The organism is Mycobacterium sp. HUMS_12744610 (genome assembly GCF_041206865.1).
Taxonomy (GTDB): domain Bacteria; phylum Actinomycetota; class Actinomycetes; order Mycobacteriales; family Mycobacteriaceae; genus Mycobacterium; species Mycobacterium servetii.
In genome coordinates this window covers 3,695,860-3,710,126 of record NZ_JBGEDP010000001.1, presented here as the reverse complement: position 1 = coordinate 3,710,126, position 14,267 = coordinate 3,695,860, and the positions used below count along the sequence as shown (strand labels likewise).

Annotated in this window: 9 protein-coding genes; 6 read left to right on the top strand and 3 right to left on the bottom strand. The window is 63.4% G+C overall.

The features are described 5' to 3' along the window. Window positions 1-403 precede the first annotated feature (403 nt). Both AB8998_RS17730 and AB8998_RS17725 read left to right on the top strand, forming a co-directional pair. Window positions 404-1,261, top strand: coding sequence for a class I SAM-dependent methyltransferase (locus AB8998_RS17730; protein WP_369739079.1), 858 nt, complete (start codon window positions 404-406; stop codon window positions 1,259-1,261). A gap of 331 nt (window positions 1,262-1,592) precedes the next feature. After that, window positions 1,593-2,402, top strand: a complete 810-nt coding sequence (locus AB8998_RS17725) for a methyltransferase domain-containing protein (RefSeq protein WP_369739078.1) — start codon at window positions 1,593-1,595, stop codon at window positions 2,400-2,402. Window positions 2,403-3,045: 643 nt separating this feature from the next. On the opposite strand, the gene AB8998_RS17720 is transcribed toward AB8998_RS17725, so the two are convergent. Continuing rightward, complete coding sequence (locus AB8998_RS17720) at window positions 3,046-4,101, bottom strand: glycosyltransferase (RefSeq protein ID WP_369739077.1); 1,056 nt, start codon at window positions 4,099-4,101, stop codon at window positions 3,046-3,048. Window positions 4,102-4,867: 766 nt separating this feature from the next. Between AB8998_RS17720 and AB8998_RS17715 the strand changes: the two genes are divergently transcribed. From AB8998_RS17715 to AB8998_RS17705, 3 genes are all read left to right on the top strand, one after another. Further along, window positions 4,868-5,632, top strand: a complete 765-nt coding sequence (locus tag AB8998_RS17715) for a GAP family protein (RefSeq protein ID WP_369739076.1) — start codon at window positions 4,868-4,870, stop codon at window positions 5,630-5,632. A gap of 107 nt (window positions 5,633-5,739) precedes the next feature. Next, on the top strand, window positions 5,740-6,732 hold the full coding sequence (locus AB8998_RS17710) for a glycosyltransferase family 2 protein (protein ID WP_369739075.1): 993 nt from the start codon (window positions 5,740-5,742) through the stop codon (window positions 6,730-6,732). A gap of 55 nt (window positions 6,733-6,787) precedes the next feature. Beyond that, complete coding sequence (locus tag AB8998_RS17705; protein WP_369739073.1) at window positions 6,788-7,567, top strand: glycosyltransferase family protein; 780 nt, start codon at window positions 6,788-6,790, stop codon at window positions 7,565-7,567. Between the two features lie 17 nt (window positions 7,568-7,584). Here the strand turns inward: AB8998_RS17705 and AB8998_RS17700 are convergent, their stop codons facing one another. Continuing rightward, window positions 7,585-8,922, bottom strand: coding sequence for a condensation domain-containing protein (locus AB8998_RS17700; RefSeq protein ID WP_369739071.1), 1,338 nt, complete (start codon window positions 8,920-8,922; stop codon window positions 7,585-7,587). Between the two features lie 133 nt (window positions 8,923-9,055). Between AB8998_RS17700 and AB8998_RS17695 the strand changes: the two genes are divergently transcribed. Continuing rightward, window positions 9,056-10,810: an AMP-binding protein gene (locus AB8998_RS17695; RefSeq protein WP_369739069.1), complete on the top strand. Its 1,755-nt coding sequence runs from the start codon at window positions 9,056-9,058 to the stop codon at window positions 10,808-10,810. Between the two features lie 7 nt (window positions 10,811-10,817). On the opposite strand, the gene AB8998_RS17690 is transcribed toward AB8998_RS17695, so the two are convergent. Then, window positions 10,818-14,225, bottom strand: coding sequence for an MMPL/RND family transporter (locus AB8998_RS17690; RefSeq protein ID WP_369739068.1), 3,408 nt, complete (start codon window positions 14,223-14,225; stop codon window positions 10,818-10,820). Window positions 14,226-14,267: the final 42 nt, after the last annotated feature.

Genomic DNA, 14,267 nt, shown 5'->3' with positions numbered 1-14,267 from the left:
CCAACGCGGTGGACATCGGGATAAATGGTCCCGCTGAGGGATGTCGCCATGTCCCGAACCCGCCGCCCTTGCGCGCCAGGGTACAAGGTCGAAGCCGCCCATCGGGTGATCGATTCCGGCCGTATGATCGCCGAGGTTGCTCGCGATCTCCGTGTGAACGAGGGCCTGCGGGGGCGGTGGGTCGCCACGGAGCGGCGCCGTGTAGAGGCTGCCGCGGCCCGCAACGACGTGCCGCTAACCCCCCGGCCCCCTTTGTTCAACTTTGCCCGCGCGGTAGCCTGTCCTTCCAAGGCGGCACACAGGGATGGCGTTCGTAGTGTTGCAGTTCGACGGCAGGTACCGAACAAATCTCGGTGCGGTCCTACTGCCCTAGAAGTGCGCAAGCACATGAAAGGAACAAAGCGTGGCATCGGGAAAATCTGAAAGCACGTTGGAATTCACCGCGCATAACATCCGCCTCGATGACGGAACTTTCACGAAACCCGATTCAATGATTTCAATGGTGGATCATCCGTGGTTCATATCGGCGCGCGGAATTCTGGAAACGGTGTTCCCTGGGGATAAAAGCCAACTTCGCTTGGCCGACGTGGGCTGCTTGGAAGGCGGGTTCGCGGTTGAGTTCGCGCGCATGGGCTTTCAGGTTGTTGGGATTGAGGTACGTGAGCTGAATATAGCGGCGTGTAATTATGTCAAGTCGAAGACTGATCTGCCGCACTTAGCTTTTGTCCAGGATAACGCCTTGAACATAGCCAGACACGGCACCTTCGATGCTGTTTTCTGCTGCGGCCTGCTGTATCACCTTGATCGCCCAAAAGAATACCTGAAAACACTTTCAGCAGTGACGAACAAGCTTCTGATTCTGCAGACACATTTTTCGCTTATTAGTCGGAATGATAGGAGGTTTAGATTACCGACGAATCTATTGACAGACAAGCTATTAAGAAGGCATGAGTCCACGAAGTACGTTCTTTCGCCGCCCACCGAAAACGAGGGCCTCCCTGGAAGGTGGTATACGGAATTCGCCAACGATCGATCATTCGGCAAAAGGCAGACTGCGAAATGGTCGTCGTGGGACAATCGTCGGTCTTTCTGGATTCAACGTGAGTACTTAATTCAGGCGATTCAGGACGCTGGATTTGATCTCGTGCTGGAAGAATATGGCAATTTGCAACCGAGCATTGCAGAATGCTTGGTCGGTGGTTCCTATCAAGCAAATCTTCGGGGGACTTTCATCGGCATCAAGACCCACAATTCACGCTAACTGCCGAAGCTGCTTTGCGTGTGGTCTGAACTGTTCAAACCACGCGAGACCGGCTACGGGAATTCGCTTTCTGCTTAGACAACCTAATTTGCCAGGCACCCACGGCGGGTCTCGCGACCCCGCCCCGGAACCGCTCTACTCTGTTGCCGCGCTTTGGCGGAGTGACACTTGGCGCTCCGGCATCACAGGACGCACAGATCGTCAACAGACGTGGTGCAGCCTTGCATTACCGCCAAGTCCCGATCAGCGTTCGACTACTCCCGACTTCGAGAGCGGAAGTCTCCAAGCGGGGATTGTGCCAACTATGGTGGTCTGTTGTTGAATGAGACCCATGCTGAACCTCGACATCCGTGTTCGCGCCGGCGCCGTTCTCCGCCGCGCCACACGCTTTGGTCGCGGCGTGTGCTACTTGGGCCTCCACCAGTGCAACCTGTGCGGTTACTGGGTCCGCTTCGGCAGGCATCCTGATTTGCGAGACACGCTGGTCCGACATGGTTTTCGGTACTCCATCGACGATTTCGAGACCCTCAACCACCGCCGGTTTCTCTGTCCGATATGCGGTTCGATCGATCGAGATCGGCTCTACAAGCTCTACGTCGACCGGTTCCTCCGACCCGACGACATTCGGCGGGTACTGGAATTTGCGCCATCGGCGCCCCTATCAGCGTATCTACGCAGCCGCGCCGACTTTCAGTACCGCACCGCGGATCTCATGATGACCGGCGTCGATGACGTCGTTGACATCATGGACATGCAGACGTACGCGGACGACTCATTCGACTTCTTCATCTGCTCCCATATCCTCGAGCACGTTTCGGACGACGGCCGCGCGCTCAATGAGTTGTACCGGATACTGGCGCCCGGTGGTTGCGGGATCGTTATGACACCGGTGGCGCCTGAAGGCTGCTTCGACGAGGATCCCACGGTGACCGATGAATCGGAGCGTTGGCGCCGCTTCTGTCAAGGCGACCACGTGCGACTCTACGACCGCTCCACGCTGTGTTCGCGTATCCGGCAGAGCGGATTCGAACTCTCGGCGCTCAGCTGGAGCACTTTCACGCAGCGGACGTTCGTGCGGCATAGCATAGCTCTCAAATCGATGTTGTATGTGGTGCACAAACCAGAGACCGACGGCCTCTGACGGTCGACTGGCGCGCCTTTACGTGAAATCGTTTTGCGTTCTGCAAGTCGGGCTGGCTAGCTCGCGCAAGTTATAGTACGTCACGGTAGGCACCGGCGCGTCGAGTAGCAGACCCCCGGTTCGTCGTGGAGATGCGGCAGGCTGAGCGGGGCGTTATGGCACGTCGACACAGTTCGGTTCGAAACAGGAGAGGCCCGTTTGCTCAGCCTTCGTCGGCTAAAGCCCATAGGATACAAGAAGCCTATGGTGAAATCCCCTGGAGCGCAGGCGGATCCCCGATGGCGTAGTAATACCGGTGATCGGGGTGCAACAGAACGCGCTGCGAGGAATGGACCCCAACTTTGATCACGCGGCGAAGTGGGTAAGCGCCAGGGCATGACCGGGGGGTATCGCGATGTCCATCACCTCGGCGGATAATCGACTGCCGTAACCACCGAGAAGCTATTGATGGCCTCGCCACCGACAGCGCGAGGACTGCAAAGCACGCTATGAGTTGCGGCCCGGGCCCAACCGAGAACCCCGCAATAAGGAAAAGCTTGTTGCCGCGAGCAGACCACGCACCGCGCGTCCACACTCCCGATCACGCCTCACCCAAACCGCCGACGACCGATCCAAATCACCGATCCACGGTTTCAAGGCTTACTTACTGCGGGTCGGCGCGCGACTGTACGCGACGCGTGGATTCTCTCCTTAGATTTTCAATCAGCTGGGAGCACGAATTTGCGAGCGCGCGTCGGCTCAGCGATTCAGTGCCGTGCGTGTGCCATTTGGCCTTCATTCGCTGCCATGGCGTCGAATACCTTGTTTCAAGGGCGAGCATCGCAATCCGCGGGTATTTTCGCCCGATTTCCAGTAAAGCGGCGCGACCCTCCCGCCCCGGGACCTTGGCGACCTGGCGGAGCATAAAGTCAACTTGCTCGGCGACGATATGCTCGCGCATCAGGTCGTCGGGAAACAGGTCGAGCATCGCGTTGAACGTCGCCGCATGCCCTAGACCTTGCCCTACCCAAAACTTTGCCGGGTCGACGACGAGGTTGTACCACATGCCATGAGGGTGGCGGCGGTAGACCGCCATCGTCTCCGGCAGCATTGCGATGCCGCCGTGAACCGCGTGCCGCACGTGCAGATACCAGTCCAGCGGCATGACATCGGCCGGGATGCCGCCGTAGTCCGGAAGGCGGCGGTACATCACAGAGTTCGTCTGGATGAAGTTCCGCCTGAGCAGCTTGTCGACGCTCAGGTCGCGGCGCCAGTCGACCGGCGGGAATTCCGAGTCGTTGATGCGGCCGTCTTCCCAGATCACTCTCACGGGATGGAAGCACACCGACGCCTCGGGATGCTCGTCGAGGAATGTCACCTGTTTGCTGAGTTTTAGCGGATCGATCCAGTAATCATCGCCTTCGCACAGGGCGAGATGCTCGCCACGAGCAGACGATAAGGCGTCGATCAAGTTGGCGTTAAGGCCCAGGTTTTCGGACCGGAAGATTGGCCGGAACAAGTTTGGGTGACGGTCGGTGTACTCCCGGATTATCGCTGGCGTGGCATCGGTCGAGGCATCGTCGGCGACGATGATTTCCACGGGAAAGTCAGTCTGCTGAGCCACGAAGCCGTCAAAAGTCTGGCGGACGTAGGCCTCCTGGTTATAGGTGGTCGATACCACGCTTACTTTGGGGCAGTTGGCTCCTGTCCTGTCAGTCACGCGGGGCTCCATTTTCGTCCGGTGGCTAAGACGCGTGATGTGCCGTCGCCTTCGGCGATGCCGTCACATGACGGAAGCGTAACGATTTGCGAGCAGACATTCTTCCTGGCGGGCGGGCAGGTAGACCTTAGCAAAAAGTTTGCTGCAGAGTGCGGCTTCAGGGGAAGCGATGGCGAGTCGCGTAAGTGGTCGCCGTACTCGGGCGGCCACCCGCATTCAGCCTTGGGTCGAGTTCGCTGCGCAGATCCGATCCGGCAGCCAGATTCCTGGCTGGCTTCGCTGGAATCTGTCAGCGTGTCCCGCACGCGGCCGAGCGCTTTTCGGCGTCGTCCGGGCAGCTTATGGACGTTTCGTCCGGCAGCGTGGGTGGCTGCGGTGGCGATGAGAGCGTGCGGCCGGGCGGCCGCATGGTTCTGCTGTTCGCTGCGTGCGGGGCGCAGCCTGCGCAGGACTTTGTTAGCAAGACCCAACATTTAACTCCGTCTCACCAACGAGCCCCCATCTCGGGCGAGTCAAGGAAGCTCGTCTTTGCCTAGGATCATGCCGGCTTCGTCGCCTCAGATGCCCTATTACAGCACACGGGGGATGCAGCGCTGCTCCTCGATCGCCCGTCGTACTTCGTCGTCCCGACGGCCGCTGGACAGGTCCCTTATGCCGACAAACGCAACACGAGAATCCGGCGTGTCTTGGCTGCTCAGGAAGCCCGTCGGCAGAAATTTCGCAGTAACGTCGCGGGACAGATCGGACCATAGTAGCGTCCCAGGTGATGTTGTGGAACAGCGTGCTATTTCTGGGCTTTGGGATGGCGCTCGACCCGCTGCGGTTGGGGCTCGTCGCCGTCGTGTTGTCGCGGAAGCGCCCCATGCTCAACCTCTTCGCTTTCTGGATGGGCGGCATGATCGCGGGCATCGGCATCGGAATGGCTGTGCTGGTTGTCATGCGCGACACCGCGATGGCAGCTTTGCGGAGTGCGGCGGCCGTGGTCGCAGACGTGCGATCCTCGATCGCCTTCTTCGAAGGTGGGCATCTCAAGATCACTCTCGGCGCGATTGCGCTGGTGTCCCTAGTGGTCCTCTTGGCACGTGAGCGGGCGCGAATGCTACGGCCTGTCGCAGCGGTCTGTGGCCACAGCGATGGGTCCGGGGGCGCGGCGCAGCCGCGCTTCCTGCGATTGTTCGCCAAGCTCGGAACTCTCAACCAGAACATCCTGAACCGGGGATTTTTCTGGCCGGCGTTCGTGGTTGGTCTCGGGTCGGCGACGCCGCCGGTGGAGACCTTGATCCTGCTGACCATCATCATGGCTTCGGGCGCTGCCATCGGCACGCAGTTCAGCGCATTCCTCGTGTACACCGTGATGGTTCTTGCGGTCATCGAGATTCCACTGGTCTGCTATCTGGTGGAGCCCGACAAAACTCAAGCGGTCATGCTGCGTGTGCAGAATTGGCTACACGTTCACCGTGCCCGGATTTCCCAAACGGCGCTGGGCGTCAGTGGAGTGGCGTTAATGTTCCAGGGCATAGGCAGTCTCTGAGGTGGGCTCTGCGAAGTGCACTCGACCAGCTGGCATCCGCTAAGGCTGCAGTGGCTGACCGACCAGGGGCGGCGAAGGTGGTTTCGCTCCCGACTGATGCGACAGCCGTGGTGTCGGTAGACGCCGACTATCGTGACGAAGCGACCAGGACTCCGCACGTCTCGGTATGTGTACCCATGTACAACAACGGCGCGACGATCGAACGTTGTCTGCGGAGCATCCTTGACCAGGACGGCGTCGACTTCGAGATAGTCGTCGTTGACGACAATTCATCTGACGATGGTGCCGCGATCGCCGCGCGCCTGCTCAGGCCGGGAGATCGACTGATCCGCAACGAATCGCGCGCCGGGCTCAACCGCAACCACAACAACTGCTTGGAAAACGCACGCGGTACGTGCATCCAGTTCGTCCACGGCGACGACTGGTTACTTCCGGGAGCTTTGCAGATGTTATCCACACGGTTCGACGATCCGACTGTTGGGCTGGCTTTCGCGCCCAGGCACGTGAAGACAGAAGACCTCAGATGGCTGCGGCGATGCGGTAGGCAGCACACCCGATTCTGGGGGCTTCGCGAATACAACGACGGACCGTCGCTGGTCACGCAAATGTTGCTGCAAGGTGGCAAAGGGAATTGGATCGGCGAACCGACATGCGTGATGTTTCGCCGCGAATTGGCCCTGGAGGTCGGGGGACTTCGTGACGATATTTTCCAACTCGTCGATTTGGATTTCTGGTACCGCTTGATGCTGCGATCGGCGGTTTGTTTCGTCCCACGCGAGTTGTCGGTGCGCAGCCACAGCGGTGGCACCGAGACGACGCGCAACGTCACAACCCGGCGTTGGTGGCTAGACCACCTACGCATTCTCACCTGGCTGATCGTGGACCCGGCATCGCCCGCCGGCGTTCGCGTCATGTCGGCGGTGTTGTGGCCACCAGCATGGCTGGTGGCCGTAGGCGAAGTCACGCTCTTCGGACCCCAGCGGTGGTCACGCCTGAAGATCCTTGCTCGAGCACCCTATCGGGAGTTCGCGCATGCCCGGCGGCTGCGCGATGACCTGTCAAGGCCGGCAGCGATGTTGCCCGCGAGTAGACGAAGCTGACCAGGTTCACCTGTAAACAGTCTTGGCACATCCGCCCCCGCGGTACGGTTGGCTCGTGTCGCTCCTGATTACGGTCCCGGTGTTCGGGCAGCACGAGTACACCCATGCCCTGGTGGGCGATCTGGAGCGCGAGGGCGCCGACTACCTGATCGTGGACAACCGGGGCGACTATCCCCGGATCGGCAGCGAGCGGGTCTCCACCCCGGGCACGAACCTCGGTTGGGCCGGCGGCAGCGAACACGGGTTCCGCATCGCGTTCACCGAGGGCTACACCCACGCGATGACACTGAACAACGACACCCGGCTCTCCAAGGGGTTCGTCGGTGCCTTTCTGGACTCGCGCCTGCCCCCCGACGCGGGAATCGTCGGGCCCATGATCGATCACGGCTTTCCCTACGCGGTCGAAAGCAGCGAACCGCACGCCGCCGACTATCGCCCCCGGCCGCAGTACCGGGTGGTGCCCGCCGTGGAGGGCACGGCGCTGATGATCTCCCGCGAATGCTGGCAACGCGCGGGCGGGCTGGACCTGACCAACTTCAAGCGTTACGGCTGGGGCATCGACCTGGACCTCGCATTACGCGCGCGACGCGCCGGATTCGGGATTTACACCACCGAGATGGCCTACATCAACCACTTCGGCCGCAGGACGGCCAACGGCCACTATGGCAGCTGGCGCTATGAGCTGGGCGCCAATGTGGCGATGCTGCAAGGATTGCGCCGGCTGCACGGCCTGGGCGCCGCGCTTGCGATCATGCGGCAGATCGGTGCCGCGCATGACCGCAAGTGGCACAAGCCGATTCCGCTGGACAACGCGAGCCGCCAGCTGACGGACTGACGGCCGTCGCCGCGCGTTCAGTGCAAAATCTCGGCGGTCAAGCCGAAGTCGGCGAAAGCACGAGACGTGACGTCGCGCAGCGCGTCCAGGGAGTTGTTGCGCCCGGGCAGATAGGCGTTGACCGAAATCCACAGTTTTCCGCAGCTGCGCCCGGACACCACGAACAATTGGCCGCCCATGCGCTCCAGGGTGTGCCTGCTGATGCCCGGTTCGATCAGTCGTCCCGATGCGTAGTCGGCCTCGGTGCCGTCGGGCCGGTTCACCACCGGGTCGGTGTCCCCGACATTGGAGCAGCCGATGGGAAGGTCCGCGGTGCCCAGGCCCATGCCCGCCGCCCGGCGCGCCACCCATTTCGGCGTCAGCGACGTCAGCGGCAGTGGCGCCAACAACTCCTCGGTGGTTTCGGCCAGGTCGGCGAAGGCCTGCTTGAACTTGAGCCGCACCTCGGTGAGATCGGAGGCCAGGTTCGCCGGGTCGACGGAGATCACGGGGAACACCAGGGCGTTTCCCCGGGTGTCGTCCTCGGTGCGGTTGCTGACCGGAAACGACAGGGTGACCGTTCCGTCGTCGCAGATGCGCCCGAGCCGGGCGCCGAGCCGGCCCGCGAACGCCGCGAAGAGCGTGTACCCGTTGCCGCCAATGCTTTTCGCGCGGCCGTCCCACTCGGCCAGATCGACATAGGCGGTCAGGGCGGGCACCGTGACGGGCTTGTCGTCGCCGGTTCCCCGCGGCGAGGGGGGCGCCGACGCGATCGAGGCGGCGACGTCGTGGCGCCGTTTCCGGGCGATGCGCACCGTCGCGGCCACCGCCCGCCCCAGTTCCGGCGCCGAGGCGAGGAACGCCTTGCCGTCTTCCAGCACGGCCCGCCGGCGGGTGCGGGAACGGGGGAGGGGGTAGCCCAGGTAGCGAGTCCGGCCGTGGGCCGCATCGCCGATCGCCTGCAAGATCCCGAGCCCGTCGACGAGCGTGTGCGAGGTCACCAGGGTGACGGCGGTGCCACCGTCCTGCAGGGGCAGCACACCGAGATGCCAGCTGGGTCCGTATTCGGGGTCCAGCGGCAGCCTCGCGCGCTCATGCGTCCAGGCGCTGATTTCGGAGCGCGGACGTGGTGTCTCGGCGACGTCGATGTCGGCCGGACCGCGGGAGATCACCCACCGGTCGCGCGCAAACGGGATCGGTGACCGTTCGACACGTCGCCCCAGCAGCCCGTATCCGAGGTTGCGGTTGAATCGCCGCAATCCGTCCATATCCACGGGGCGGTTGTAGATCCAGCTGAACTGCACGAGCGCGCCATAGCCAAGCGCCCGCAGACCCAGGAACGAGGCCTGATCCATGTGAGCGAGCCGGTTGTCCACCGCGATCAGGGTAGTTGACCGGCGCCGCAATACGCAGGGCTTCGGGATTGCGCCCCGCCGCCGCGACATATTGGTACTCTGACAGCTTGCCAGTCTCGGCCGCAACGGCCCGTCACGAAGGTAACCTCATCCCGTGGTCCAGTCCTCCATCCCCGCGGTGCTGCGCGAACGTGCGAGCCTGCAGCCCAATGACACGGCGTTCACGTTTCTCGATTACGACCAGGATTGGGACGGCGTCGCGATACCGCTGACGTGGTCGCAGCTTTATCGGCGGGTATCCAATCTCGCCGCCCAGTTGCTCGATCACGGGTCCAAGGGTGATCGGGCCGTGATCCTGGCCCCGCAGAGCCCCGACTACCTCATCAGCTTTCTCGGCGCGCTGCAGGCCGGGCTCATAGCGGTCCCGTTGTCGGTGCCCTACGGCGGCCCCCACGACGAGCGCACCACGTCGGTGCTGGCCGACACCACCCCCACCGTCCTTTTGACCACCTCGGGCGTCGTCGACCACGTCAGCCCGTACGCCCGGGCGCAGGAGGGCGGATCGGCGCCCTCGATCGTCGAAGTCGACCGGCTGGACCTGGATTCGCGGCCGAGCGGTCCGCGGCCCGGATCGCGCCGCGCCCCCGCCGAACACTCCGAAACCGCCTACCTGCAGTACACGTCGGGTTCCACCCGCACACCGGCCGGGGTGACGGTCTCCAACAAGAACGTCTTCACCAACTTCGAGCAGATCATGGCCGACTATTTCGCTCTCGACGGGGGAGTGGCCCCACCGGGGCTCACCGCGGTGTCGTGGCTGCCGTTCTACCACGACCTGGGGCTGCTGCTGGGAATAGTCATGCCGATTCTGGTGGGGGCGCCCAGCGTGCTCACCAGCCCGGTTGCATTCCTGCAGCGACCCGCCCGGTGGTTGCACCTGATGGCCGGCGACGGCCCCACATTTTCGGGAGGGCCGAACTTCGCGTTCGAGGTGGCCGCGCGCAAGACATCTGACGCGGACATGGCCGGGATTGACCTCGGGGGCGTCCACACCATCCAAAACGGCAGCGAACGCGTGCAGCCGAAAACACTCAAGCAATTCGCTGACCGGTTCGCCCCGTTCAATCTGAATCCCGCGGCCCTGCGGCCGTCCTACGGCATGGCCGAGGCCACCGTGTACATCGCGACCCGGAACGTGGGCGATCCCCCCGAAACCGTGCACTTCGACTCCGAGAAGCTGCCCGCCGGCCAAGCGCAGCGCTGCGCAACCGGAAGCGGCACACCGCTGATCAGCTACGGTGTCCCGAAATCGATGCTGGTCCGCGCCGTCGACCCCGAGACCTGCCACGAATGCCCCGACGGAACAGTCGGCGAGATCTGGGTGCACGGCGGCAACGTGGCTTCGGGCTACTGGCGCAAACCCGAAGATACCGCCGCCACGTTCGGGGCCCGCATCAAGAACCCCTCCGAAGGCACCCCCGAGGGCCCGTGGCTGCGCACCGGGGACTCGGGTTTCTTCTCCGACGGCGAGCTGTTCATCGTCGGCCGCATCAAGGACCTGCTGATCGTCTACGGGCGCAACCACTCTCCCGACGACATCGAGGCCACCATCCAGGAGGTCACGCCCGGGCGCTGCGCGGCGATCGCCATCCCGGACAAGGGCGTCGAAAAGCTGGTCGCCATCATCGAACTCAAGAAGAAGGGCGAGTCCGACGAAGAGGCGACGGACAGGCTCCGCGTGGTCAAACGTGAAGTCACTTCGGCGATTTCGAAGTCTCACGGGCTGCGGGTAGCCGATCTTGTGCTCGTCTCGCCCGGCGCGATCCCCATCACCACGAGCGGCAAGATCAGGCGCTCGCAGTGCGTCGAGCTCTACCGGCAGGACGAGTTCACCAGGCTAGACGCCTAGTCCTTCGTCACCGTCCGTCGGGGCCGAACAGCGGGAGCGACTCGTCCTGGTCGCCTGCCTGCTCGGCATCGGCCGTGCGGTGTTTCCCGTTGCTCCCGTTGGCATGCCCGTTCGTTCCCACGCTGACGAGCGCGTGCGACAGGACGTCCGGGCCGAACAGCGGCAACGAGTGGCCCAGATAGCGGTCGACTCTGCGCTTGTGGTTGCCGTTGCGGCGGCCGTTGGCGGACACCGCATCACGTGTCGGTTCGACCAGTTCATCGGTCAGTTGCGTGGACATGCCGCTGAGGTCGAACAGGGGGAGTGCGTGGTTGGGGACATGCGCGGTCGATCGATCGCCCTTGGACGCCTTGTGCGCCCCCGGTGCATGACCATTTGCCTGCGGCGCAGGCGCCGGGACGTGGGTTCTGGGGCTGGGAATGACCTTCATCCGGACCAGTTGTTCGGAAATCTGCTCCAGCTGGCGCTGCTTGGTCTCGTACGCCGCGACCACCTGCGCGGGAGTCTTTCCGAGGTTCGACGGCCACCAGTTCTTCTGGCCGATCATCGCGGCCAGCGCCGGCACCGTGATGGTGCGCACCACGAACGTGTCGATCAGAATCCCCATGCCGAGGATGAAGCCGGCCTCGAGCATCGTGTAGATGCTGGCGCTCATCAAGCCGAACATGGAGGCGGCGAAAATCAGCCCCGCCGAGGTGATCACGCCACCGGTCGAGCCCACGGTGCGGATGACCCCGACGCGCACCCCGTGCGGTGACTCGTCGCGGATCCGCGAGATCAGCAGCATGTTGTAGTCGGCGCCGATCGCGACCAGCAGGATGAAGGACAGGCCGGGAAGGCTCCAGTGCAGGTTCTGGCCCATGAATATCTGGAACACCAGCACGCCGAGGCCCATCGCGGACATGTAGGAGAGCAGCACCGAGCCGATGAGGTACAGCGGCGCGACGATGGCCCGCAGCAGACCGACCAGAATCAGGAACACGATGAGGATCGTCGCGATGACGATGAAGTTGATGTCGTGGTTGTAGTAGTCACGAGTGTCCCTGAGCCCGGTCGGAACTCCGACCACCGACACCTTGGCATCGGCCAGCTCGGTGTTCGGCAGGGCGGAGCGGGCCGCCTTCTCGATCGTGTTGACCTGATCCATCGCCTCGGTGGTGAACGGGTTCAGCGCACTCTGGATGAAATAGCGGGCCGCGTGACCGTCCGGCGAGAGGAATATCTGGGCGCCCTTTTTGAACTCGTCCCTGGTCGTGATCTGGGGGGGCAGGTTGAACCCGGCCATCGACGGCGTGTCGGCGTCCTGCTTCATGTTCAGCAGGAATTGCGACGCCTCGTTGAGGCCGGTGCCCAGCTTCCTGGTCTGCTCGACCAACGCCTTCACACCGCCGGCGATCGCCCGGCTGCCGTCGGCCAGCATGTTGGAGCCCTGTTGCGCCTGCGCCATCGTGGCCTGCAGGCCCTTGATCGTCTTCATGGCACTGGATGCCTGCATCAGCGTCTGCTGCACGGTGTCCAGCGTCTGGCCGATCGTCGCCGCCTTCTGGGCCGACTGCAGATTGCGGGACATGATCTTCAGCGAGTTCAGGGTGCCGTCGTTGTCGGCCGCGACCAGGGCCGCCAACCCCGCGCGCGACTGCACGCAGCCGGGGTCGGCATTGCATTCCGGGCTGTCGTTGAGCGCCGCCAGCATCGGGCCGGCCCACTGGGCCGTGTTCTCGGCGTGCGCGGTGGACGCGCCGAGGTTGTCGCCGAGTGATTTCATCTGCCCGGTGTAGGTGGACCCCTGGTCGAGCGCGGCGATGGCCTTGTCACCGCCCAGCATCTGCTCCATGGACGTCAGCGTCCCGACCACTCCGCTGAGACTCGAAACGGTGCCGGTGACCTGGTCCCGAAGCTGAGCCAGGGCATCGGCCAGCTGGTTGGAGCCGTTGACCAGCTTGTCGAGGTCGTCGCCGTGGTTGGCGATCTGGCCGGATGCCTCGTCGAGCTTGCCGCCGACTTCGCCGGCCTGCCAGGACAGCTTCATCTGTTCCAGCCGTTCACCATTGGGCCTCGTCAGGCCCCGCACCATGGTGACGTTGGGCAGTTGGCTCACCCGGTTGGCGACCTGCTCGAGGTCGGCCAGGGCGGTCGGGGTGCGCAGGTCGTGGGAGGACTGGACGAACAACATCATCGGGGTCATGGCGTTCATCGGAAAATGGCGGTTCATCGCCGCGTAGCCCTTGGAGCTGTCGACGGAGGCCGGCATCGTCTTGAGGTCGTCGTAGTTGAAGCGCATCACGCTCGTGCAACTGGCCAGGGCGACGAGCACCACCAGGCTGCCCACCAGATGGATTCGCGGCCGGCGCACCACCCGCGTTCCGGTGATCCGCCACATGCGGGTGGTCAACTCGCGGCGGGGCTTGATCCAGCCGCGGCGTCCCGCCAGGACGAGCAGGGCCGGCATCAGCGTCACCGCGGAGCACAACGCGATGACGATCGCGATGGAGATCGCCGGGCCGACGGCCGAGAACACCTGCAGCTTGGTGAAGACCATCGCGAGGAAGGTGACTGCGACCGTGGCCGCCGACGCGGCGATGACCTTCCCGATCGACATCAACGCGTTCTTGACCGCTTCGTCCGACGTCTGGCCGTGCCGCACATAGTCGTGATAGCGGCTGATCAGAAAGACCGCGTAGTCCGTTCCCGCACCGAGCATGACCGCGCTCATCAGGATCATGCTTTCCAGGTTGAACGGCAGGCCCGCGCCGACGAGCCCGGACAACACGCCCTGGGTGGTCCCGATAGATGCACCGATGTTGGCCAACGGCACCAACATGGTGACCACGTTGCGATAGATGACGAACAAGATGACCAGCACGCAGATCACCGTCGAGATCTCGATGAAGTGCGCGTCCTCTTCGGTCATCGCGGTGATGTCGGCGATGCTCGCGAGCGGCCCGCTGAGGTAGGCGGTGAGCGTGGTGCCCTTCGTGACCTGCTGGGCTATCTCCTTGACGTGGCGATACGCCGCCAGCGTCGCGGGCGCCATGGCCTCACCGGGGAAGCTGACCGGCAGGTTGATGGCCTTGCCGTCCTTGCTGGCCAGGAGCTCGCGCATCTCCGGCACTTTCAGGACGTCCTGGACGGCTACCTTGGCCTGCTTGTCCTGCTCGTCCTGCTGTAGCGTGTCGATGAGTTTGCGGTAGGTGTCCTCGTCGGCGGGTGTCAGGCCCCTCTCGTCGACTAAGATGATCAGCGCTTCGGAGCCCCCGCCGATCTCGTGGAAGGCCTTTTGCATCTCGTGGCCCACGATCACGGTCGGGGCGTCGTCCGGCAGGGGCTTTTGCTCCTGCTTGGCTGCCTGTACCGGAAGCGGGGGAAATATCAGCGCCAGGGCGCCGGCGAACATGATCCAGCCGGCGATGACCACGAGCGGTCGCCGTATGACGAAATCGCCTAGGTGGTCGAACAG

Coding starts and splice junctions, on each gene's coding strand:
- AB8998_RS17725 (WP_369739078.1), top strand. CDS start 1,593: ATGCTGAACCTCGACATCCGTGTTCGCGCCGGCGCCGTTCTCCGCCGC.
- AB8998_RS17715 (WP_369739076.1), top strand. CDS start 4,868: ATGTTGTGGAACAGCGTGCTATTTCTGGGCTTTGGGATGGCGCTCGAC.